Here is a 24,323-nt window from a genome sequence, read left to right on the forward strand (position 1 = left end):
GAGTTTTTCACCTTTGAATAAAAATCTTTCTCCTTTAAAGCGAATTCGTACATCCTATACTTGGATGATCGCTTTACTATCATTGTATTTCACAGTGGTCTTAAATCATCCAGTGCTATCGAAGTTCAATAGCATTGTTGATACTGTCGATACACATGGGATCGTTCTCAAAGTCATTTGTGGATTATTCTTATTTTTTGCGCTAAATAGCATCTTCTCGATCATATTCTCAGTATATATACCCTATTTAACGAAAACGATATTATCTGTTATCACACTTATTTCGAGTATTGTTAGTTTTCAAACATTAAACTATGACGTACTCTTTACCGATCAAATGTGGCTAAATATCTTCTCAACCGATCAAGGTGAGGCATTGTCATATCTGAATGTCTCTGTTATCTCTTGGGTCGTTATCACCGGTATTATTCCAGTTATTTTGATTTGCCTTCACAAACATCAATTTGGCGGCCCCAAACATTATATATTATCGACACTAAAGAATATTTTGGTCGGCGTATTATCACTTGTAATCGCGGGTGGATTGGCTTTTTCTCATTACAAAGATTTTGCTAGCATTGGACGTAATAATCACTACCTCCAAAAAATGATCGTACCTACTTACCCTATTTATGGGCTAGAAAAATATATAAAAGAGACCTATTTTACCAAGCCAATCAAATTCAGAGATATCGGAACAGATTCTCATGTTGTTAAAGCAGATGAAGGTAAAAAACCCACTTTATTCTTCTTAGTCGTTGGGGAAACAGCACGTACTTATAACTATTCTTTAAATGGCTATAAAGGTAACGACACCAATTCATATACACAATCGCTTTCAAATCTAGAAAGCTACCGTATGGTGCAATCCTGTGGTACTTATACGGCACTTTCAGTACCCTGCATGTTTAGCAATATGACTCGAAAAGGCTACGATGCCAATATTGCCCATCATGAAAACAACCTGATGGACATGTTACACATAGCAGGTATTAAAACACTCTGGATAGATAATGATGGGGGCTCAAAAGGGGTTGCTAAACGTATTTCGTATGTTGCAATAAATCCCAAAGACAATCCAAAATATTGTAATGGCGAAATGTGCTATGACACTGTGTTATTAAAAGGGCTGGATAAACGAATCACAGACATGGGAACTGGATCTAAAGTCGTTGCATTCCATTTAGTCGGTAGTCATGGTCCAACGTATTACGAGCGTGTACCTAAAGATATGGAAACTTTTACGCCTCGTTGTAATCGCAGTGACATTCAAAACTGTACGCACAAAGAATTGGTGAATCAATACGACGATACTATCCATTTCACGGATTACGTTCTGTCAAAGATAATTGACAAATTGAAAACCTATGAACCTAAATATAATGTCGCTTTACTCTACTTAAGTGATCATGGAGAAAGCCTCGGTGAAGACGGAATTTATCTACACGGTACACCGTATATGTTTGCACCTAAATATCAGAAGCATGTCCCTTTAATCACTTGGTTTGGTGATGGTTTCATTAAACAACGTGGTATCGATATGGCTTGTCTAAACAAAATGGCACTCAATGAAAAGAGCGGTCTATCTCAAGATAATCTATTCTCTAGCGTGCTAGGGCTTATGCATATATCCACGAAACTATACAATCCATCGTTAGATATGTTTAAGAAATGCAGTACTGACGCATAATTTGACAATATTAACGAACTAACCATCCTATTTGCAGCGCCCTTTTTGGTCGCTGCAAACGCCTATTATTGATCTTTACACCCGCATACCCGCATACCCGCATACCCACATACCCGCATACCCGCATACCCGCATACCCGCATACCAATACATGCACATCATGCATTTTAAAAATGAAAAGCATTCATTTTACTCATTATGGTATTAGTCATACTATTAGCTCAAGGCAAACAGGCAGCATATTACGCCTAAATTAGGTCTAATTTTGCAGCAATAAAAAAAGCCAACTTATTAATATAGAAAGTAATAATCAGCACCTCGATTCAACACTTACAAGGTTGGATGAACCGTACTCAATCAAATAGCGATCAGTTGTCACCCCTGATCACTGCATTCAAATTTTTAGTTAGAGGTAAGTATTATGACAATCCCAACAACTGACATGCTTGAAGCATGGCATGGTTTTAGTAAAGGTGAATGGCAGACTAGCGTTAATACGCGTGATTTCATTCAAACTAACTACACCCCCTATGAGGGCGATGAGTCTTTCTTAGCCGATGCAACAGATGCGACAACATCATTATGGAATGATGTAATGGAAGGCATTAAGCAAGAAAGCAGCACTCATGCACCGGTTGATTTTGACACAGACTTACCTTCAACAGTTACCTCTCATGGTGCTGGCTATATTAACCAAGATCTTGAAACAATTGTTGGTCTTCAAACTGATAAACCATTAAAACGTGCAATTATTGCCAATGGCGGTATTCGCATGGTGAAAAATTCATGTGAAGTTTACGGTCGTGAATTAGACCCAATGGTTGAAAAAATCTTTACTGATTACCGTAAAACACATAACAAAGCATGTTTTGATTTATACACTAAAGAAATTTTAGCTTGTCGTCGTTCAGGCATTATCACAGGTCTTCCTGATGCTTATGGCCGTGGACGTATTATTGGTGATTACCGCCGCTTAGCACTATACGGCATTGATTTTCTTAAAGCTGATAAATTAGAACAGTATAACTCAACTCAATCTTTCCTTGAGCAAGGCCAAGATTTAGAAAAAACCATGCGTCTACGTGAAGAACTTGCTGATCAAGTTCAAGCACTAGAAGATATTCGTCAAATGGGCCTTTCATATGGCATAGATATGTCTATACCGGCCAAAACAGCGCAAGAAGCGATTCAGTTTACCTACTTTGGTTACCTTGCCGCAGTTAAATCACAAAATGGCGCAGCAATGTCTCTTGGTCGTACATCAACATTTATTGATGTATTCGTTGAGCGTGATATTGCTAACGGTTTAATCACTGAACAACAAGCGCAAGAGATGGTCGACCATTTCATCATGAAACTGCGTATGGTACGTTTCCTACGTACGCCTGAATATGATTCATTGTTCTCTGGTGACCCAATTTGGGCAACTGAAGCGATGGCAGGTATGGGTGTTGATGGTCGTACTTTAGTGACTAAAACTACATTCCGCTACTTGCATACTTTACATACAATGGGTCCTGCTCCTGAGCCAAATATGACCATTCTTTGGTCAGAGCAACTTCCGATTGCGTTTAAGCAATATGCTGCCAAGGTCTCAATTGATACTTCATCAGTTCAATACGAAAACGATGATCTAATGCGTCCCGATTTCGACAATGATGATTATGCTATTGCCTGTTGTGTGAGCCCACAAATTGTTGGTAAACACATGCAATTCTTCGGTGCGCGCGCCAACCTTGCTAAAGCACTACTGTATACCATCAATGGTGGTATTGATGAAAAATCACAACTACAAGTTGGCCCTCAAGTTGCTAAAATTAATGATGAAGTTCTTGATTTTGACACGCTAATGCCACGTTATGATGAAATGCTTGATTGGTTAGCAACCCAATATGTAACTGCACTCAACATTATTCATTACTCACATGACCGTTACAGCTATGAAGCGTCACTAATGGCATTAATGGATCGCGATGTACGCCGTACTATGGCATGCGGTATTGCAGGTCTATCTGTTGTAGCTGACTCATTAGCAGCGATCAAGTTTGCTAAAGTAACACCGATTCGTGACGAAAATGGCGTGGCTATCGACTTTGAGATTGAAGGTGATTACCCTAAATTCGGTAACAATGATGCACGTGTAGATGACATTGCTTGTGATCTCGTTGAACGCTTCATGAAGAAGATTCAAACTATGCACATGTACCGTGAAGCAATTCCAACACAGTCAATTTTGACGATTACATCGAATGTTGTATACGGCAAGAAGACCGGTAATACGCCAGATGGTCGTCGTGCTGGTATGCCATTTGGTCCTGGTGCTAACCCGATGCATGGCCGTGATGAAAACGGTGCGGTTGCATCGCTAACATCAGTATCAAAACTGCCTTTTGCCTATGCGAAAGACGGTATTTCTTATACTTTCTCTATTGTACCTAATGCACTAGGTAAAGATGAAGATACCCAAAAAAATAACCTTGCTGCATTAATGGATGGTTACTTCCACCACGAAGCGGCAGGCGCAACAGACGGCATTGAAGGCGGTCAACATCTAAATGTTAACGTACTTAACCGTGATACATTATTAGATGCAGTTGAGCACCCAGAGAAATACCCGCAGTTAACTATTCGTGTTTCTGGCTATGCTGTGCGCTTTAACTCACTCACTCGTGAACAACAACAGGATGTAATTACTCGCACATTTACGAACAAAATATAACGACGACAATAATAAATATAACAGTTTAGAAGAGTGTAATAACAAACAAAATGGCATGACTACCTAGTTTTGTTTGTTCTCTTTAAACGCCATTTTCAACGAGAACGAGTTGAAAGTGGCGTTTTTTTCATCTACCTACGCTGTTAAGTAGTCTAAAAAAACAGCTCTTATTGGCTGCCTTTTTATCAGAAAACACATTATTTTTGATATTAGATATATATTTCATGATTAATATAGATATTAGATAACTTATTGGTGTGAATTATTTAAATCTTATATACCATATAAGTATATGAAACAAAGCAATCAGAATATAATGACAACAACTGCCGCTCAAAAAACATCACCATCAGAACACGAACCAATCTTTGCTATCAAAATTATTCCTACACTGATTATTTTATTATTAAGTACCCTTTGTTGGCACTATATCAACATACCACCAACATTAAATATGGCAGCATTTCATACCGCTATTATTTTTATTGCTACCATCGTTGCTATCGTGACTAATGTCTTACCAACAGGTGCCGTTGCCATTATTGCAGTTTCAGCCTATGCAATACTCCATGCTGGCGGGGAAACCTCAGCAAAAGCAGCTATTATGGCTGCTACCAGCAATTTTAATAATGTCCTTATTTGGCTTATTGTCATTGCGTTTATGATTGCGCGTGCCTTTGCTAAAACAGGATTGGGAAAACGTATCGCACTCATACTACTAAGTTGGTTTGGTCAATCTTCTTTACGTATTGCTTATTGTTTAGGTATTGCTGACTTTCTTATCGCACCAGCAACGCCTAGTAACACTGCACGTTCAGCAATTATCTCCCCTATTGCAGACTCACTGGCAAAAGTCATCAATAAAGATGATCGCAAGTTGGGTCAATACCTAATTTCTTCAGTAAGTGCAATGAACGATGCATCAGCAGTAGGTTTCCAAACAGGATTTGCAGGTAATCTCGCTTTAGTCGGTATTGCAGCTTCTGTTGCTGGTATTAATATGACCTTTAGCCACTGGGCGCTTTATTTGCTGATGCCGGCGGCGATCTTACTACTTACTATTCCATTTATTCTGTTTAAATTTATTAATCCAGACACCAAGCACACACCACAAGCTCCTGCTTATGCAAAACAAGCTTTACTGCATTTAGGTCCAGTAAGTATTGCAGAGTGGAAGTTAATTGCTGTTTTTATCGCATTGATTGTTATGTGGGTAGGTGGACAATCTCTACATTTACATTCAACCACATCAGCATTTATTGGCTTATCTGCCCTATTAGTATTAGGGGTTTTAAACTGGAATGATGTGAAGTCTGAAAAAGGCGCATGGGATACGCTAATTTGGTTTGCAGTATTAATGGGTATGGCAAGCCAACTTAAGAAACTTGGTTTTACCGCATGGGTTGGCCATGGTGTATCAGATTTAATCAGTCAACATATGGGTCACGCGAGTCCAACGTTAATTTTGATTGTGATGATGGTTTTCTATCTTATAACCGCTTACTTCTTTGCTTCAGGCACAGCAAAAGTGGTTGCATTAGGTCCAGTAATTATTGGCTCACTAATGGCTTTAGGGGTTAACCCACTTATTTCCATTTTAGCCGTGGCTGGCATCACCAATATTGGGTGTAACTTGACAACATATAGCCATGCACGCAATCCATTATTAATGGGCTATCAATACCACAATGATAAACAATGGATGCAAATTGGTTTAATTATCTCCGTTGGCGGCGCAATAATATTTATGACTTCTGGAATTGTATGGTGGTCTATTTTGGGCTTAATGTAACAATCTAAGACATATCCAATGATCAAATAAGCCCATCCACTTTCAGCAAGAAAGAGTATGGGCTTATTATTTATATTCTAGAGTTCCAAAATAATCTGAACATTAATTAACTACAGCACTGTAACTGTATTTTTTTGTAACATACGAAACTCATGTTTGGCTAGATGGCTATCCATTGAAGCACGCAATAATTTATACAATAAAATTGAACCATCAATTTCTTCTTTACGGTTAGTTAAACTTTCAATGTTTAACCCTAACGGCAAATCATATTCAACTACCGCATCTAAAATCTGATTGAGGCTATTGCAGCACATTTTAATCGATTCATGTAATGGGTTGGTGGCATTGAGAATACGTAAACTAGTCGCTTCTGGAACGCTTACACCGAGCCACTCAATGAACTCTAATGTTTTTGCACTTCCACATGGCGAAAATGTCAATAAAATACGCTGTGGTTTAATGCCATCTTGTTTACATTCAATCGCATAACGGGTCAAAATATCAATCGTTGCTTGCGTATCATAAATGGCCTGAGAGATAAAAAAATTACACCCTTGCTGGTATTTTTCAATGAGACGTTCATGCTCATTACCTTTTTTAGCATGGCGTTCAGCAATCATAATACCGCCAGTAAAAAAGTTATTCTTATTTTCAGCTAACGCTTGATAAGCTGCTGATAACGGTAATGACACTTCATTTTTAGCTGAGGGACTACCAACTAATACAATGTCACGCACTTGATATTCGTGCCATGCTTCATTTAACCATTCATCAAATGCATCAGTTTCTGATTGCACCACACTTTTATAAGTAATGACGGGACGCCCCGTTTTTTTATTAAGCAATGATGAATAATAGCGAGGATCATGCGTGGATTTAAATGGAAATGGACGCGGCTTTTTAGTCCGTGAAACTTCGTCTTGAATGTCGTAAACAATAAGGCCATCGATAGCCAGATCTTTAATACGATTCACTAATCTATCAGCAATAGTTTCAACTTCGTCTAGAGGTGTATTAGTTTTAGGGGGGGTTGTACCAATAAAGTACACACCGCGTGTAATGTCGTTATAACGTACACGTAGTTCTGATTCTGTATTTGTTACTAGATCTTGATTTACCATTAATAATCACTTCCATGTGTTGTAGTAGACGCTTAAGCAAAGCCATTAATCATTCTATCTACTCTGAAAAATATTTCTTAACAGTCACTAAATAGCATCTAGTAACTGTTACATCCTTGGATTAAAACTATTACAACTTCCAACCAGATGCTAATTACTTTGATGGTAAATTAGCTATTTCCTTACAAAGCCCTAATTACTTGTACCTAATCACTACGCAGAAATCAAAATATATTCGTATTATTTTCAATAATATAAAATCACAAGCAGACTTGATTTATCCATGCTAAATAATCTTTCGAGCCATTGGTGATAGGAAGCTGGATAATTTCAGGAGTTTGATAAAGGTGGTGCTTCTCAATCTCCGCTTTTACTCGCTCAAATAGCGCTGTTTTAGTTTTAATAATTAATTGATGTTCTTGGTCACAATTAATTTTCTGCTGCCAATGATAGTAACTTTTAATCGGTATCACTTGAATACATGCCGCTAACTGCTGTTCAAGTAATGCATTAATGATTGTTTGACCATTATCATCATCTGCAAACGTGGTAATAATGACACAATAATCTGTTAACATTTCATTTCTCCGCATTACAAAACTTACAAATCAAACCACTTGTCTCTCATATAACTAAAGTACGTAAAATGAGCAGCGATCTGCCATCATTAATATTTATCGCTAAAAGCGCAACCACAACCAATTAATCATGGTGGTTATCACTGCTAGCCATCATCATCGTTTTTAGCCAAAACTGCTGCTGACAGCGATTATAAAATGATTTTTTTGATGGTTTTATAGTATCAAAAGGATCCACCATAACTTGGTAATTTATCCAACATTCTGGACAAACATTATCATCGATAGCAACATCGTCATATTCAATAACATATTTAATTTGTACGCCATCAGCAAAGTCATATTCTGTTTCCTTTCGAATAACATCAACGTCGTCATCAGAATACGAAAAATCAGCAGTCGTACAGCAAGAAATAGTTGTGTCTGTCTTGCCACTTTGTTGGTGATGTTCGATAGCCGCTATATATCTAAACAGTGAATGTGGCATATATGTCCATAAAAATGCAATTTCTAACAAAAATAGTTGCCGGATAGCGATCCAGTTAGCAAAAATATAATGTATACTAGCGGCAACTCAATACCTATTCATCGTAAACACTACGATTTAGTGTATTGCGAGTGTAAATACAAAGGTAATGAAATGAATTTAAACCAAGAGCTTCAAAATCTTAACAACCGTATGGACAAGTGCCAGCGTAAACTTGCTGCTGCTATTCAACGTGATGATAAAGTTATCATCAAGCAGTTTAAAGATGAGCTTCTTAGCCTGAACAAAAAGGCGCAAAACGTTAAACACCGTAAGTCATCAGTAGTAACAGACAAAAGTAAAGATGTTAAATCTCTTGCTTTTAATCGCGTGTTAACAAAAGCAGAACAAGCTGATATGGGCAAACTGAAAAAATCAGTTAAAGACCTTGTTGTTGTTCACCCAATGACAGCACTCGGCCGTAGTATGGGCATTAAAGCTGTTACAGGTTACGCACCGAAAGCATTCTAATATCTGTTTAGTAAAGTAACTTATAAACAAATATGGCCAAATCGGCATAAAAAGATCGTCAAATGACGATCTTTTTTTATGTCAAGAATACAGCTATACCTCAATAGTGTTACTTATTAGTGCATAATATGAGGTAGAATATATTTCTTCACCGCTCTTTGGATTCTCTAATGGAAAAACTAATGCCGTATATGGCAAAATTCGCGTTTGGTTTATCGATGGTAATGTTTGTCGTTGGTGGTGTTTTAGCATTAGTTGCACTGTATAACCACTTTTAACAACCCGCTAGATTACAATCGTAAGCCACCATCAATTTCAAGTACCCTGCCGGTGAAATAATCATTTTCAATAATGAATCTCACCGAATGGGCAATCTCTGTTGGGTCACCAATACGCGCTAGCGGCACTTCCGCCAACATTTGCTCAATCGTGTCATCATTAATTTGTGCAGCCATTGGTGTATCAATAAGACCAGGAGCAATTGCAGCAACTCGGATACCGTATTGGCCTAACTCTCGAGCCCAACCTACAGCCATCGTTGTTACAGCCGCTTTCGAGGCAGCATAGTTTGTTTGACCGATATTTCCAGCACGAGCCGCACTTGATATATTGATAATAACGCCTTTGGTTTCATTCTCTATCATCCACTTAGCTGCTTCTCTGCCACATAGGAATGTACCTGTTACGTTAACATCCATCACTGTTTGAAACTGTTCTAATGACATTTTGCTAATGCCATTGTGATTTTTGTTAACTAACAAACCATCATCAAGGATGCCAGCATTATTAATCAATATATCAACATGCTCGAAGTCCTCAATGATATTTGAAAAAGCTTGTTCGACTTCAATTTCATTCGTCACATCCGCTTCATAAATACGTGCCAGACTATTTAGCATATGGCATTGATCTTGCGTTTGTCGTAACCCTGCCGTATTCACATCAATTAAAGCGAGCTGTGCTCCCATCTGTGCAAGCGTTACTGCCATCATCTGTCCTAGCCCTTGGCTTGCTCCTGTTATGACAACAACACTATTCTCAATGTCCACGTTAATTAGCTCCTAAAGCTGTTTTATAAATATACTCCAAAGACACTGATTAACATCAACAACGCGAAAAAATGGATAAAGCACAATATCGTTTAATTATTCGTGTAATTAGATCAAATCAGTCAATGGATTTGCTTGCTTGTGCCATAGAGGCATAAATAAACTATCAACCAGATGTGTATCAACCTCTGAAATAGTCTTATATAGCCACTTTGGCTGGTTGTCTTTGTCAATTAATCGTGCTCGAACACCCTCTTTAAATTCGCCGAGCAATCCACATCGAACAGAAAGTGATAGTTCCATTAAGAAACAATCAGCCAGACTTGCTTGGTGGTATTGGTGTATTTGCTGAAAACAAATATGAGCCGATAATGGACTGCCATCCATAAGCGTTTGTTTAGCATTTTCAAGCCAACATCCTAACCCTGAAATAGCATTAATTTGTTCATAAACAATATCAAGTGTTGGTGCAACACAAGCAGCTTGAATTTGAGGAAAATACGGAATCATTTGACTCGGCGGACGCTGCCTCTCTGAGTCTGTAGCTATCTTAGTTAACATTTCAGTTATAACTGTAGCAACTTGATTTTCTGCTGTATTTTGCCAAGGGTAATGCTTTAATTGTTTAATTAGATGTTCACGATCACCATCAACAATAAGATGATCAGCCATTGCCAGATCCAATGCATCACTCGCATTTACATCTGCGCCAGTTAAACCCAAAAATAAACCAATCCCTGCTGGGAGCTGATTTAAAAACCACGTTGCGCCAACATCAGGATATAAACCAATTTTCACTTCCGGCATCGCAAGCAATGCTGACGGGGTAACAACTCGATGACTTGCCCCAATAAATAAACCAAGCCCACCACCCATAATCAATCCGTTGCCCCATGCAATAATAGGTTTAGGATAATTATGGATTAAGTAATCACAGCTATACTCAACTGTAAAATAATCAATTAAAAAAGGCTTTGCTAAGTAGCTTTGCTCATTGTTTATACGCTGAATATAATCATTTGTTGTCGCGTTCGCGGTTTGATTAGTAACATTAATTGCTGGATCATTTTCTAATGCATAGTAAAGTGCGCGAATATCAGCACCAGAACAAAATGCTTTTTCACCTACGGCCTGAATAATCACGCTGACAATGTTTTCATCATGCTTCCAATGCAATAATTGCTGCTGAATCGTCCTTAACATTGTCAGTGTCAATGCATTTAATGATGACGCATTATCCAGTTCCAATACACCAACCGCATGCCCACTGCCACATCGAATTTCAGATATATTTACTTTTCCAGTCATCCTTAAACCTCTTTGAATAATCCATCAACTTAGCAATAATATGCTATTTATAGCCTCTATCTGGCTGATAGTTAAGAAATAGTGTTGAAAACAGAGTTTTCAGTTTTATCATTAATTATACAAATAACCCAACTATTCATAGTCTCATTGTCTTAAATAAAGTTATATATCTATTGTTACACGTAATATCAACGAGTTAACAATACTAATATTAGACGCTCACAGAGCAATATACGACAGTAATTAACCATCATTATCACGACGCTTACGAATTGCCACTTCCTGCTCAGCGGCAGCATCCCACAATAATTTTTCACGTATCCGCTGGCGTTCTAAATTTGTATTAATACCATCAACAGCATTTTGATCTATAGGACCTAAATAATGACTCGCAGCATCGGCAATAATAACTTGAAATTCTTCCATTGTAGGTAGGCGGCTATTTGACTCTTCGAAATCATCAAAAATATCATTCACAGTTCCTGATATCTCTCGTTTTACACTTTTAAACTCTGAGCTATCCATATCACCTCCTGAAAAACTACAATAATAATACTCAAAAACGATCAGCTAAAAACAATTGCCGCCTCTCATTTATTGTATTAACCTCTAAAAGTAAACAATAAATATAAAATGTTAAATATGTCAATAACCATAATAATCTACACTTTAATTATTCATCGTTAATTTCTTAATCAGTATAGTTGTCGTACATGATATAAAAATTAAAATTCCGCAACAAAAAGTAAGGACATGACATCACATTGAATACTTCAAAACACATCCCCTTCTTTTACACCTCTTTGTCATTGTGTCTTTTCTATACCACAGCTATTTACGCGGAACCTATTACTCAAGAGCCAACAGTAAGTGACACCGTAACGAATTCATTACCACATGCTACGCCACTCAATGATACATCGCATAACATGAAGCAATGGATTGATAGTTCCCAACGATCAATGAGTGACTCAGTACACAATATCGGTGAGTATCTCGATCAAAGTCTTACCAAAGATGAAGATGAAGAAAAGCTCACTAACCGCAGTTATCTTCGAATTCGTCATCGAGCAATCTACTCCCACCGCGGAAAGTTAGAAAACGACTTCAAAGTATACTTCAAGCTTGATTTACCGCACGTTAAACGCGATTGGAAACTGATCCTCGATTCAGAGCCAAGTGATTATGATAGTCTTGAAAGCAAACAACGGGGAATTGCATCTGGCAGTAAAACCAAAGCTGGCGATACTATAGGAGGATTCAGGCTACAAGATGCACAATTTGGCAATTGGACATCTGATTTCGATATTGGTATTAAAATAAAATTACCACTTGATCCCTTTACAAAAGCTAGCCTCTCACGCGTTGATAATATTAGTCAAAATTGGACCACCCAATTCGACCAAGAGTTATTCTATTACCATTCCAAAGGACTTGGATCTCTTACTCAAATGAGTGGGTTTTACGCCCTGACCCCAGATCATAAAAATATATTCAGAACCACAACCAGTGCTCAATACTTGCAAGACGGTGATAAATGGGAGCTTGTACAACAACTCAATATTTATCAACGCGCAACGGATAAAGATTTATTTGAATATTCAATTGGAATAAGTGCTGATACAAATGAGATAAAGGAAGTCACGAACTATTGGATTTCCACCGAGTGGAAACGTCGAATGTACAAGCACTGGCTTTATCTCGCAGCGAGACCACAACTTGAATTTCCACGCGATTACAATTATCGCGCTAACCTTGGCATTATGATTGAACTTGAAATGTTCTTTTCTAAAAACCGTAAGATTGATGAATTAGGCCGTTATATTCCTAAACCAGTAAAGCAGCGAACCATTGCTGACCACAACTCACGATAATACAAACACCTTTAAGTCACTAAGCCTAAAATTACCGTAACTTAAAGGTGTAAGGTATTGTCTTTTTATTTTTTCTGATGAGAAATAGGCATTGTATCATTGATGACTACCGGCCCTAAACCAATGACACAGCGTTTATAACCTTGTTTCCAGCCATCAATATATTTCATTTTTTCGACACCCTTCATATCATCAAGGATCATTTTTGATGGTTGCCATTGATTATTTAATGCATCTTTACAGCCATCATCGTAGCCATGTTTAATAAACTGCTCACTAATAGTAAGTGGTTTAGCTGTTTGGGTTGATACTGCCTTTGCCTCAGGAGTTGTAGAAGGTGTTGATGTTAAAGCAGAAGTACTACAACCAGATAAAAGTGCAACCACACCGACCATCGCCCATGAATAACGCATATCTTTACCTTACCAAAATAGATTAAATCACTGTCATTAATCATACCCCAATATCGCCTATTGGAATATTAATACAATAAATTAACCGGTAAGTTAGATTACATACCTTTAAATAAACTTTTTAAAGCTCGGCTCACTGGTAACTTTTCATTGCCAATATAAACGTACATTTGACCAGTAAAGGTTTTATTTACTTTATCTATTTTTGATACATTAACCACTGTCGAACGGTGAATTTGCCAAAACTCATTATGATTGAGCTGACTCAGTATTTCTTTAAGCGACATTCGTATCAAAAATTCTCTTACTAATCCCCCATTTTTTCCCACATATACTGATACATATTTTTCTTCTGCTTTAAAAAACAGCACATCAGTAATTGCAATTAAATGAATATCCTCACCTGCTGACGCTTTTATCCACTGAAGGTAAGTCTTTGGTGTCAATGTTGCTGCCTGTTGCATTTGAGAAATAAGACTAGCTAATTGCTGCGTATCTGGTATTGATTGAGGTTGCTGGCACCGCGTAATTAATTTATCTTTCGTCGCGTTCAATCTTGACTCAGAAATAGGCTTTAATAAATAATCAACTGCATTATTTTCAAACGCCTGCACTGCATATTGATCATAAGCAGTAATAAATACAATCAACGGTGGTTTTAACTGTTGGTTGAGTGTTACCGCTGTCGTCATGCCATCTAATACAGGCATATTAATATCTAAAAAAACGATATCAGGCTGGTAACGTTCAACCGCAGCAAGTACTTGTTCACCATCAACAGTACGCGCCACAACCTCTAATTGTGGCCACAGTTCTGACAACATATTATCTAGCTGTCGGCGTAACAAAGGTTCATCATCCGCAATAATGGCCGTTAATTGTTTATCCATGAACTATATTACTCTCTAAAAAAACAGCTTATTAATCAACAATTGGGAAAGTTAACTGCACACAGACGCCACCACTCATAGGTTCTGTAATATTGCATTCACCACGACCAGGATATAAAGCATGGAGACGCTGTTTAATATTTTCTAACCCTACGCCATGTCCAGATGTTGTACTATGCACTTGAAAACCAATACCATTATCTCGTACTTCAATCTCTATGTTCGCATTTAAACGTTTTATTGTAACCTCGATATTCCCACCATCACATTTAGGTTCAATGCCGTGTTTAATCGCATTCTCCACCAGCGGTTGAATCAAAAATGGTGGAATGATATCGCCCAAAATATCTTCATCAACATTAACGTCGTAGCATAAACGCTCACCTAGTCTTATTTGCTGGATAGATAAATAAGCCATTAAAATTTCTTGTTCATTAGCGATAGACGTATAAGATTCACGACTACTGGTCAACGACACTCGCAGTAATGCGGTTAACTTTTCCAACATTAACTCTGCTTTTGCAACATCTATACGTAGCAGCGCATTAATATTCGCTAATGTATTAAATAGAAAATGTGGTTCAATTTGGCTTTGCATTTGTTTTAATTGACTTAATAACAACGCTTTTTCTTGTTCGACTTGTTTTCGTTTTAACGTTTCAATCGCTTGTTCTGCTAATACTTTTTGTTCTCTAGTATAAAAATAGTAATAACAGACGCTGGTAAAAACCAACCCCAACATAATCACCGATTTAAGCTCATCGACCTCTTTACCATAATAATCTTGTACCAAAAATTGCGCATTCAATGTTCCTACTAGCAATGAAATTGACAATGACACAATGATCTCAACCTGTTGCGGTAATTTAGGTAACAATGTGTTTAACAAAAAAGAAGCGACAATCGCGCTATAACCAAACCCAAGACTAATCAACAAATGAATATAAAATGCGCCCTTCCACACCGTCATCGTTGTCAATGCAATCACTAAACAAAACATTGTGGTAAATAATATATTTTTCCGTAACGTTGGCATATTAGTAAGATATGTTATCACTAGAATCGTCCTCGCACTGTCAATGCTATCATATAATTATCACTCACTAGGGCATAAGCAGAATCGTTTTCCCCCGTAAAAAAACGTGCAGAAAACTCCAAATCTACCGCTTGATCACCGCTATCTAACCATTGGTAAGTTAACCATTGGGTTGCAATAATGCCATTATCTTGGGGAGAATAAAGAATATCGAGAGTTGGAGTAATATCAGCTAACCACAACGCGCTATTCTTTCCCAGCCATTGTAGCCATGCTTGCAAGTCCCATTGCCAATGCAGCATTAAATTATGTTGCACAATATTAGTCTGTTGAAAACCTTGCGCGTAAGAATACGCTAATTCAGTAGTTGCCGGTGCTACAATTAGTTGTTGAGATCGAGCAATAGCCTGTTGCCATTGTGAACGACTCCATGCTCGGCTATCGTACCAGTATTCAGCAATCAACTTATGTCCCGTTTCACTTGCCCAACTAACACCAACCAGCGTTTGCCAAGCATGCCCCTGTTGTTCTAAAACGACAGGCACCATTACTGATAGAGGTTGTTGATAACCATAGTAGTTATTTTGAATCACACTGGACGAATGCAACGACCATTGCTGATCTAATAACGTAACCCAACTGGCGCCAAGCAATCCTTGCCGTATATCATCATAATAGGCAACTAATTGATATTCATGCGATCCGAGTAAACCATAACGACGTACACCAACACCTTGCTGTTCATTCGCTGCTTCAAAATCCGTTAGTGATTGCTGATTCCAACCAGAATTAGTATATAACCCCGTCCATTCACCACTATCATCAAACATCGATAATGCTACTGCCGTGACTCCCTCTTCAGCGACTAAATCCAATGCGTTTTGACGATAAGGTTTAAATAAATCGAGTGTACGATATCCATATCCCACCCCCCAATCAATTTGTACCTTACCTACCGTAGCATCCCATGTTTGACCAAAAATAGTGACTTCATCTTGCCATACTAGTTCACGTATTATAAATGTCGTTTCAGCTTGTCCTCCCCAATCTCGACCATAATGATCATTAACGTATGCATTATCGACTTTAATGGAAAACACACCTCGCCAAGCTAAATAGTCAGCTTGAACGTCAACCAAACCATTAAAATTTTGTACCGCATCATGATTTTCATACTTAAAAGACGTAGAACGTTGTGATGTAGAAATAAAACTCGTAGCCCAATCCCAACTCAAGTTGATCGTATTTGCATAAGCATTACTGGCAGTAACCAGTAAACTTAACGTCAAAATGAAGCACTTCATCGTTATAATTCCGTAGTATTACTTCGAGACAAAAAGCTTGGAGTATAGTATTTATCGTCTAATTTCCACGGTACAACCTGTTGATATTCAATCACAGTTTTTTTACTTGGCTGAATGCTATCTAATAATGTCATGGCTACCACAGCAGGTTTATCATCACGTATACCTTGAGAAAAAACAGCTTTTTTAGCTAGTTTTCCAGATGCTAAATACAAATCAGCTCTAAGTGGAAAATAGGTTAATTTATCAATCCATAAATCGATCTTTTGATAGCTCACACCAGCCGTCACTGCTATTAATTTTAATTGGTATGCCGCTACGCTTTTTCCGCTTACATCACTAATGTTTTCATTCGCATACCAGCTCGCTTTATAATCATAGCGCCACGCAAGTGTTGATATATCTCCTACCGACGCCTCACCTAATAACTTTTGCATTGGTGTTATTCGAATAGGACGGCGTGTTTTAGGCATTTGCAGCCAATAATTATCACCAAGCATCAACATTTTTTGGCCCGCTTCAACAGCCGATTTAAAAATAACCAATGATTGACGGTTAGCACGTGTGTATACATTATATTGGCGCGTCTTATCCACTTCATTATGTTGATATAGCGTTACTAATGACACCACTTTAGCGGCGTCATCTTGCAAACGAAAACTATCAGCTGTACTCAGCATTTGCTGTACTTGTTGCTCACTAAAAGTGTTACTTGCCATCGCCAAAGAACTGACCAGCCCAGTAATACAAACACTCAGTTTAATAAAGTATGATAAGTATCGTTGCTGACGTTGATTAAACATAAATAAGTGCCTCTGTGATTGGTTTATTAACCGCTTTTCGTGCTGATATAAATGCCGCTAATAGACAAATAACAGCCACACCAACAGTCGCCATTGCAACTAACTCAATTGAAAAATAAATATTAAGGGGATAACCATCATTTCGACCCGGCGGTGGCGGCATTTGAATATCGACAAACAACAGTGCAACAGACAATACTGCACTACATAGCCCACCTAACAAGCTACCAATAACAGCGAGTAAACCAGCTTCGCGCAGAAAACCCATTATGATTTCATTCGGGTAACTACCTAATGCTGACAATGTACCTATTTCTCGAGTACGCTCAGTCACTGTCATCGTCATGGTATTGAACAATGCAACAAACACCACTAATGCCATAACGGCTCCCATTATTCCAAAAATCCGATCGTAGAGATCTTTAACTTTTAAGTAGAAAAAAGCGCGATCTTGCCACGGGCTTATTTCAACCGACTGTGATTGGCTACTGAGTATGGTTGCAACTTGCTGCTGTACTATATTTGTCTTGGAAGTATCAAATAAAAAAACCGATAACATGCTCACTTTATCTGAATTTAATAACTCCTGTGCATTATGGATATTAATAAATAGCTGGCGTTTATCGAGTTCAGGAACGCCTGTCGAATAAATACCATGAACCTTAAAATCATACCCATTAAGCGCCCCGTCAGTTGTAGTGGCCAACAAAGTGATCCAATCCCCGATACCAACGTTCATATTCCGCGCAAGGTCGACACCTAACATCACTTCAGGCTCACTAGCATCATATCGAGGCGACATTATGCTGGATAAGGTTTTACCCTCACGTATATCAAGAAAAGGCCCCTTCATATCAAACTCACGTGCATTAACACCATTAGCCATAAAGATCGAAGACTTACTACCGTTAGATATTAATCCTGTAAATTCAATACGAGGCTGGACACCACGAACGTCATTTAAGCCGATAATGCGTTTTATAATGTGCTGAGGATCTGCTAAACCATTGCTTAACGGCATTTGTTCTTCTTTAGTAAAATACCCTGGCGTACTAATCGTTAAGTGACCAGTATCACGTGCAGTCGATTCTTTTAAACTATCGTAGGTATATAAACCAAAACCACCAGCACAGGTAAGAGCAAAGACAGCAATAGCGATAATCAATACAGATAACATGCTACGACGTCTATTCCTCAGCAAATTAAGCCAAGCTAAGCGTATCCCGTTAGGGAGGATATCAATGATCATCATGCCATCACCGTGAGTGGTTGTTGAACAGAATGTAACGTACCGTCGAGTAATTCAATGGTACGATCACAGCGGCTTGCCATGCGGACATCATGGGTTGCAATAATAAAAGTCGTCCCCATTTCATGACCAAGTTGCTTCATAAGATCAATCACAAGGTTAGCGGTTTTACTATCAAGACTCGCTGTTGGCTCATCAGCAATAACCAATAATGGTTGATGCACTAAGGCACGTGCAATCGCGACACGTTGCTGTTGCCCACCAGATAACGTATCGGGGAAATGATCAACAAATTCCCCAAGTCCAACTTTATTTAAAATAGCGATTGCACGCTGTCGTTGCTGAACCTTATTCACACCATTGAGATAAAGCGGATACGCCACATTTTCGCAGGCTGTCATCACCGGTACTAAATTAAACTTCTGAAAGATAAATCCCAGTTTTTCACGACGAAACTTAGCAGCAGCCAATGATTGTTGTGGATATGGCATGCCAGCAAACGTAATTTCGCCCGTATATTGCTGATCAAGTAAACCAAGTATATTCAGTAACGTACTTTTTCCTGAACCAGAAGGCCCACAAAGTGCAATCATTTCTCCTTGTGCAATGGTGCCAGTAACATCATTAAGAGCTGTCACGGTTTGATTACCTAAGCGATAATGACGTTGAATATGACGAAAAGAAATCATCTCCACACCCCTTATGATTGCTTAGCTATTAATGCCATCGCGATTTGTGTCTCGTTATGATGACTATCAAACTGCTGCATCACGGCTAACCATTGCTGCGCTTGCGACATATCCCCTGCTTGTAATGCTGCTTGTATAGCGTCACGATATACCCAAGCCGTAGCACCAAACGGCTGTTGAATAAATGTCGGTTCACTCAATAGTGTTAAATAGAGATCATAACCACGGTCAAAATGATTAAACATTGTCGGTAATGACGTATATGTCACCGCGGCCATTACCTGAGATAAATAACCTTCAGGTAATCCCTGTATTCGCTGCTGCTGATCAACATCTAGCGGCAGCGTATCTAACATCGATAGCCCCTTATCTATTGTTGCCAACCCTTGCTCGGTATATTTCATTTTTTTCCATGGTAAAAAAGCCTCACGACCTTGTAAGGTTTGAGTACTACCAAGATAAACCAGCGATAATGGTTTTGCCCCTTGTTGTTCAATGAGCTGAACTAAGGATTGATACGCAGATTCAACCTTAGCGTCGTCACCAACAACAGCTTCGTTATACTCTGAAATAATATTAGGGGTTGGGTTAGCATTTACTGGTATTGCAGTAAGTGTTATCGAAGTAAAAAATAATACTTTTAATACGGAGGTAGTCATCATTCTGTCCATGTTAGCAACTCAATGACGACATATTATGAGGAAATTCGGGGTGACGCAGAAAAAAGCGACCAATGGTAATATACCGAGATAAACGGTAATAAAGAAACCAGCGAGTTAAAAAAGAGGTTATATGTGTATATCAAAGAGAGCCTAATGCATCCCTTTGATATACCATAATACGATTAAGTATGACTCATTCGGCTGACAATAATATTATTAATTACCATAACAACGAAGAGCAAAATAAATGTCACAAATACAATGGGTACACCATATTGTAGCGATAAAACACAAAGGTTATCTAAGCTAGATGAGATTAACCTACCAGAAGAAAACTCTGATAAAACAATCGCGTTAATAACACTTAAGCCAGAGAATAGACTCAACAGACACAATGTTCTGTATGAATTTCTTTTTATGGTGAATAATTGATTACTACGGCTTGCTTCAAATAATAATTTTTGTCCCAAAATGTATGACACAATAAGCAATAATGTGCTATAGAAAAGAGAGAAAACAAAAATAGAAATAGGATAAAGTTCTTTACTTGAGCCTAACAAATAAACAAATTTTGCTGCTTCTAAAGCACTAAAAAAAACAACCGCCGATAAAGAATAAAATACTATTTGGCGAATAAGCTTATGAGTATTCATTTAAATAATCCATTCAAAAAAAATAAATATAAAACATTTTGGCTTTAATTTCTTAAGTATTATTAAATTTATTCATAAGTAGCATTCCAGAAGCCCCCTCCCCCATAGAAATCACTCAACCTTACCTGATGGATCCTTATATGAGTTAAAGTATATGTGATTATATGAATACTAAGTGCGTAACAGCTCAAGCCAACATAGTTACAACGTCACTTTTTAAAGTAAGTAAAATTCACATAAAAAGAAATCAGTGGTTGTAATGTAAATATTACAATCACTGATTACTTTAAACAGCTATTATTTATATTTCAACAATATAGAACAAAGATAATAGAATTTCTCTTTATTCAAAATCCATCACAATACGACCTGTAACACTTCCTTTTTCAAGTTCCTCAAAAATCGTATTAATTTCTTCTAATTTTCTAACTTCAATGTTTGTTTTGACCTTACCTTGTGCCGCAAAATCAAGACATTCAGCTAAATCTCTACGAGTACCAACAATCGAACCCACTAATGTTATTCCATTAATAACTGTATCAAAAATAGGAACAGGCATATCCTCTGGCGGTAAACCAACTAATACTAATGTTCCACCTCTTCGAATCGATGCATACGCACTTTCAAAACCAGCTTTAGATACCGCTAAACAAATAGCAGCATGGACACCTGTACCTAATAATTCTTTTATTTTTATCTCAGGAGTCTCAATTTTAAAATCAATGAAATATTTAGCACCTAATGAAAGTGACAATTCTTTTTTATTTTCACCAGTATCAACCGCAATAACATTTAATCCCATCGCTACTGCATACTGTATTGCTAAATGACCAAGACCGCCAACACCGACAATAGCAACCCAATCACCTGGTTTTGTTTTACTCACTTTCAATGCTTTATAAGATGTAACACCTGCACAAAATAAAGGTGCAGCTTCAATAAAACCTAATTCATCTGGAATTTTTACAACATAACGAGCATCAGCTTTACAATAGTCAGCATAACCGCCATCAACATGATATCCAGTATAAAGACAATCAGGACAAAGCGTTTCCTTTCCTTCTAAGCAATAGTCACAATAGCCGCAGGCTGTATATAGAAATGGAACGCCAACCCGATCACCAATTTTTATATGCTCAACATTCTCGCCAACTTTAGTAACAATACCAACCCCTTCATGGCCGGGAATTAAAGGCATTTTTGGCTTAACCGGCCAATCACCGTTACAAGCGTGAATATCCGTATGACATACACCGCACGCTTTAATGTTAACCAATACATCATTAACACCAATTGAGGGAACAACAACATTTTCAATAACGAGTTTCTTTTTAAACTCATGAGCAACTGCCGCTTTCATATATAATATCCTTTTTTGAATGCGATATAAAAATTAAGTTACAGACACGAATACATTAATATCCAATTTAAAGATATTAAAACCAATGACAGAAATTTGTAATAAAAATCAATTCCAATAAAAACGAAACCAAACATTATAATTATTTTAATATTCGAATTTAATATAAAAAGACTCTATAGATACTCTTTCTAGTTGAAAGTGTATAAATAAATATTTCATTATCCATTGATATTGAAATTTTTATTTATTGAACTGTGTGATTGATTTGATGCAATGATATTCTACCCTATTTTAGAGAAGATCAATCACTTAAAAAGTAATTAACCATTACCAAATTAATAAGATATTGGTGGCATATTAATTTATAAAGTAACAAGACTGAAATGAACTTAAAACACATCAACTGAATGCGAATAATATCCACTTTATGTAAGTAAATATTGAAGTTACACACATCGATAGTTTTGACGATAGATGAATAATTTTTACAAGATTGCGCAATTTGTCATTACACAATCAAGATCTTTAGCGGGATATAAAATATATGGATAACATTTAGGTATAATAGAGCCAAAAAGATCCACCAATAAAAGAGCATATATATACAATTGAGCCATATGTATATTTACGAATAGATCTTAAATATAGCATTGCAACATATCGAACTTCATTTGCATCTTTACCTTTCGAATCAAGCATTTTTTCGGCTATCTTTGACTGGTGTCTACAAAGAATCAACAAATAAAGAGCTGATATACAAGCTTGCCAAAAAACGAACTCTCCCATATCTAATTCATAAATAAGCCAAGACCAAAAGAGACCATACGGAATTAATATCCATACAACTCCCCAAAATAACTCATCTATAGATACAATATGGAGTATATTAATTACAAAGAAAATTGAGACTATCATACAAAATAAAAATAAAATAATTATCACATAAACTCCAACAAACTATTTATTCTATAATAAAGCTCACTTTTGTTTTACAACGCATTTCAATAAAGCATAAAAACACAAGAGATACCAATAAAGAATACACTAATATATATAACTCTACATGCATAATAAAACGGAAGGAAATGTGATATTGGTTCATTATATTATAAAACCGACTAATAAAATCCATTTAAAGAATTAATCAATCTTATTATTTCTCGCTTTTCGAAACATGGCCTCCCACTATTCATATTCTCCTTTACCTCGAACCTGTAAAGATAGTAACTCCCTCTATTACTCAGTTATTTGCTAATGATGATTAACCTCTTAACTGGTTAAACTACCAATAAACTCTTATTGGCATCTCAACGAATGACAATAACGAACCTTTTATACGTTATTTTAAGTACGTAAAACCTAATACCTAACTATAATTAGCAGTAGACTATTCACTGAGGTATTTATTGTTATGTATAATAAAACAGTAACATGTGCCATTAAAGGTGATATTCATCACAAGTTAATTTTTACCATTAATCCTACTGGATATTTAATCGTTGAAATTAAACATAAAAATTATAAAGCTAATTTCAATGATTTGTTTTTTTTTAACCATGAAAAAACAACAGATCTAGTCTGTATTGAGGATGGCACAGTAAAGCACCTATGTTGGAATCTGTTGATGTATAAAAATGATGCCACCAAACTGAACGTAGCAATTGATAATGCTATAGATGAGTATGAAGTAATAATGCGAGATCTATAACACACTTCAAAATCAACGTCAGATTCTGCAGATTAACTAAAAATACGAAAGCTCATATTTATCACCTAAAAACTAACAGAACATATAGATAATATGATGCTTTCATTCTTTAGCTGTAACTCTCACTACCAGCAACAATCACCAGTGCCTACGACAAACAACCAACTTTATTTACAGTACTTGCAAAACAATTACGATCATAGTAAATAATATGCATATTAAATTTAATAAGCAAAGGACTGTCTTTAATGAAAAGAAAAACAAAGCTTTCTCGGTACTACAGTGAACTTAAGCATATCGAACGACAAAACCCAGATTCAACACTTTTAATCGCAAGCGTGATTGCTCGATTAAAAGAAATTAAAGAAGAATTAAAGCAGACAAAAGAACTCGCCTAAGAATCCTAAAGTGAAAGCTAACGG

Annotated in this window: 24 protein-coding genes; 8 read left to right on the top strand and 16 right to left on the bottom strand. The window is 37.1% G+C overall.

Annotated features, from left to right (window positions below; translation table 11 throughout):
- Positions 1-13 precede the first annotated feature (13 nt).
- The 3 genes from C0W29_RS17920 to C0W29_RS17930 all read left to right on the top strand — a co-directional run bounded on the left by C0W29_RS17920 (position 14) and on the right by C0W29_RS17930 (position 6,201).
- Positions 14-1,690 (top strand): phosphoethanolamine transferase, encoded by a 1,677-nt coding sequence (locus C0W29_RS17920; protein ID WP_208019746.1) that lies wholly within the window; start codon positions 14-16, stop codon positions 1,688-1,690.
- Between the two features lie 421 nt (positions 1,691-2,111).
- Positions 2,112-4,409, top strand: a complete 2,298-nt coding sequence (pflB, locus tag C0W29_RS17925) for a formate C-acetyltransferase (protein ID WP_045044742.1) — start codon at positions 2,112-2,114, stop codon at positions 4,407-4,409.
- Positions 4,410-4,725: 316 nt separating this feature from the next.
- Positions 4,726-6,201 carry a DASS family sodium-coupled anion symporter gene (locus tag C0W29_RS17930; protein ID WP_045044743.1) on the top strand — a complete coding sequence of 492 codons (1,476 nt, stop codon included), beginning with the start codon at positions 4,726-4,728 and terminating at the stop codon, positions 6,199-6,201.
- Positions 6,202-6,311: 110 nt separating this feature from the next.
- Here C0W29_RS17930 and C0W29_RS17935 read toward each other — a convergent pair whose 3' ends face one another.
- The 3 genes from C0W29_RS17935 to C0W29_RS17945 form a co-directional block, all read right to left on the bottom strand.
- Positions 6,312-7,325, bottom strand: coding sequence for a methylenetetrahydrofolate reductase (locus C0W29_RS17935; RefSeq protein ID WP_036790369.1), 1,014 nt, complete (start codon positions 7,323-7,325; stop codon positions 6,312-6,314).
- Positions 7,326-7,585: 260 nt separating this feature from the next.
- Positions 7,586-7,903: a divalent-cation tolerance protein CutA gene (cutA, locus tag C0W29_RS17940; RefSeq protein ID WP_036790372.1), complete on the bottom strand. Its 318-nt coding sequence runs from the start codon at positions 7,901-7,903 to the stop codon at positions 7,586-7,588.
- A gap of 124 nt (positions 7,904-8,027) precedes the next feature.
- A complete protein-coding gene (locus C0W29_RS17945; protein ID WP_045044744.1) occupies positions 8,028-8,390 on the bottom strand; it encodes a hypothetical protein in 363 nt (120 codons plus the stop codon).
- A gap of 153 nt (positions 8,391-8,543) precedes the next feature.
- Here C0W29_RS17945 and C0W29_RS17950 point away from each other — a divergent pair, with 153 nt between their 5' ends.
- Together C0W29_RS17950 and C0W29_RS17955 are read left to right on the top strand one after the other, a co-directional pair.
- Entirely contained in the window at positions 8,544-8,900 is a 357-nt protein-coding gene (locus C0W29_RS17950; protein WP_045041289.1) for a YibL family ribosome-associated protein, read from the top strand.
- A 170-nt stretch (positions 8,901-9,070) separates the two neighbouring features.
- Positions 9,071-9,178, top strand: a complete 108-nt coding sequence (locus C0W29_RS17955; RefSeq protein ID WP_036790378.1) for a hypothetical protein — start codon at positions 9,071-9,073, stop codon at positions 9,176-9,178.
- A 12-nt stretch (positions 9,179-9,190) separates the two neighbouring features.
- On the opposite strand, the gene C0W29_RS17960 is transcribed toward C0W29_RS17955, so the two are convergent.
- The 3 genes from C0W29_RS17960 to C0W29_RS17970 form a co-directional block, all read right to left on the bottom strand.
- The gene (locus tag C0W29_RS17960) at positions 9,191-9,949 is read right to left on the bottom strand and encodes an SDR family oxidoreductase (protein ID WP_045044745.1); all 759 of its coding nucleotides are present in this window, start codon (positions 9,947-9,949) and stop codon (positions 9,191-9,193) included.
- 108 nt (positions 9,950-10,057) lie between these two features.
- Positions 10,058-11,257, bottom strand: a complete 1,200-nt coding sequence (locus tag C0W29_RS17965; protein WP_045044746.1) for an enoyl-CoA hydratase/isomerase family protein — start codon at positions 11,255-11,257, stop codon at positions 10,058-10,060.
- A gap of 243 nt (positions 11,258-11,500) precedes the next feature.
- Positions 11,501-11,782, bottom strand: a complete 282-nt coding sequence (locus tag C0W29_RS17970) for a hypothetical protein (RefSeq protein ID WP_045044747.1) — start codon at positions 11,780-11,782, stop codon at positions 11,501-11,503.
- Positions 11,783-12,021: 239 nt separating this feature from the next.
- On the opposite strand from C0W29_RS17970, the gene C0W29_RS17975 reads away from it, so the two are divergent.
- The gene (locus tag C0W29_RS17975; protein WP_235869048.1) at positions 12,022-13,131 is read left to right on the top strand and encodes a hypothetical protein; all 1,110 of its coding nucleotides are present in this window, start codon (positions 12,022-12,024) and stop codon (positions 13,129-13,131) included.
- A 65-nt stretch (positions 13,132-13,196) separates the two neighbouring features.
- On the opposite strand, the gene C0W29_RS17980 is transcribed toward C0W29_RS17975, so the two are convergent.
- From C0W29_RS17980 to adhP, 10 genes are all read right to left on the bottom strand, one after another.
- The gene (locus C0W29_RS17980; RefSeq protein ID WP_045041293.1) at positions 13,197-13,544 is read right to left on the bottom strand and encodes a hypothetical protein; all 348 of its coding nucleotides are present in this window, start codon (positions 13,542-13,544) and stop codon (positions 13,197-13,199) included.
- Between the two features lie 98 nt (positions 13,545-13,642).
- A complete protein-coding gene (locus C0W29_RS17985; protein ID WP_045044748.1) occupies positions 13,643-14,434 on the bottom strand; it encodes a LytR/AlgR family response regulator transcription factor in 792 nt (263 codons plus the stop codon).
- 31 nt (positions 14,435-14,465) lie between these two features.
- Entirely contained in the window at positions 14,466-15,470 is a 1,005-nt protein-coding gene (locus C0W29_RS17990; protein WP_045044749.1) for a sensor histidine kinase, read from the bottom strand.
- Positions 15,471-15,490: 20 nt separating this feature from the next.
- The gene (locus C0W29_RS17995; RefSeq protein ID WP_045044750.1) at positions 15,491-16,774 is read right to left on the bottom strand and encodes a hypothetical protein; all 1,284 of its coding nucleotides are present in this window, start codon (positions 16,772-16,774) and stop codon (positions 15,491-15,493) included.
- 2 nt (positions 16,775-16,776) lie between these two features.
- Positions 16,777-17,577: an outer membrane lipoprotein-sorting protein gene (locus C0W29_RS18000; protein WP_080895353.1), complete on the bottom strand. Its 801-nt coding sequence runs from the start codon at positions 17,575-17,577 to the stop codon at positions 16,777-16,779.
- Positions 17,570-18,829, bottom strand: a complete 1,260-nt coding sequence (locus tag C0W29_RS18005) for an ABC transporter permease (protein ID WP_045041297.1) — start codon at positions 18,827-18,829, stop codon at positions 17,570-17,572. The genes C0W29_RS18000 and C0W29_RS18005 overlap by 8 nt, the downstream gene beginning before the upstream one ends.
- Positions 18,826-19,515: an ABC transporter ATP-binding protein gene (locus C0W29_RS18010; RefSeq protein WP_045044751.1), complete on the bottom strand. Its 690-nt coding sequence runs from the start codon at positions 19,513-19,515 to the stop codon at positions 18,826-18,828. Before C0W29_RS18010 ends, C0W29_RS18005 begins: the two co-directional genes overlap by 4 nt.
- An 11-nt stretch (positions 19,516-19,526) precedes the next feature.
- Positions 19,527-20,186 carry a hypothetical protein gene (locus C0W29_RS18015; protein WP_373455686.1) on the bottom strand — a complete coding sequence of 220 codons (660 nt, stop codon included), beginning with the start codon at positions 20,184-20,186 and terminating at the stop codon, positions 19,527-19,529.
- Positions 20,187-20,359: 173 nt separating this feature from the next.
- On the bottom strand, positions 20,360-20,830 hold the full coding sequence (locus C0W29_RS18020) for a hypothetical protein (protein ID WP_045044753.1): 471 nt from the start codon (positions 20,828-20,830) through the stop codon (positions 20,360-20,362).
- Between the two features lie 343 nt (positions 20,831-21,173).
- A complete protein-coding gene (gene adhP / locus C0W29_RS18025) occupies positions 21,174-22,190 on the bottom strand; it encodes an alcohol dehydrogenase AdhP (RefSeq protein ID WP_036790399.1) in 1,017 nt (338 codons plus the stop codon).
- Between the two features lie 1,414 nt (positions 22,191-23,604).
- Between adhP and C0W29_RS18035 the strand changes: the two genes are divergently transcribed.
- Both C0W29_RS18035 and C0W29_RS21665 read left to right on the top strand, forming a co-directional pair.
- On the top strand, positions 23,605-23,901 hold the full coding sequence (locus C0W29_RS18035) for a hypothetical protein (protein WP_045044755.1): 297 nt from the start codon (positions 23,605-23,607) through the stop codon (positions 23,899-23,901).
- A gap of 248 nt (positions 23,902-24,149) precedes the next feature.
- Complete coding sequence (locus tag C0W29_RS21665; protein ID WP_155395117.1) at positions 24,150-24,299, top strand: hypothetical protein; 150 nt, start codon at positions 24,150-24,152, stop codon at positions 24,297-24,299.
- The last annotated feature ends 24 nt before the right edge of the window (positions 24,300-24,323 follow it).

Source organism: Photobacterium kishitanii, from assembly GCF_003026355.1.
GTDB classification, from domain to species: Bacteria; Pseudomonadota; Gammaproteobacteria; order Enterobacterales; family Vibrionaceae; genus Photobacterium; species Photobacterium kishitanii.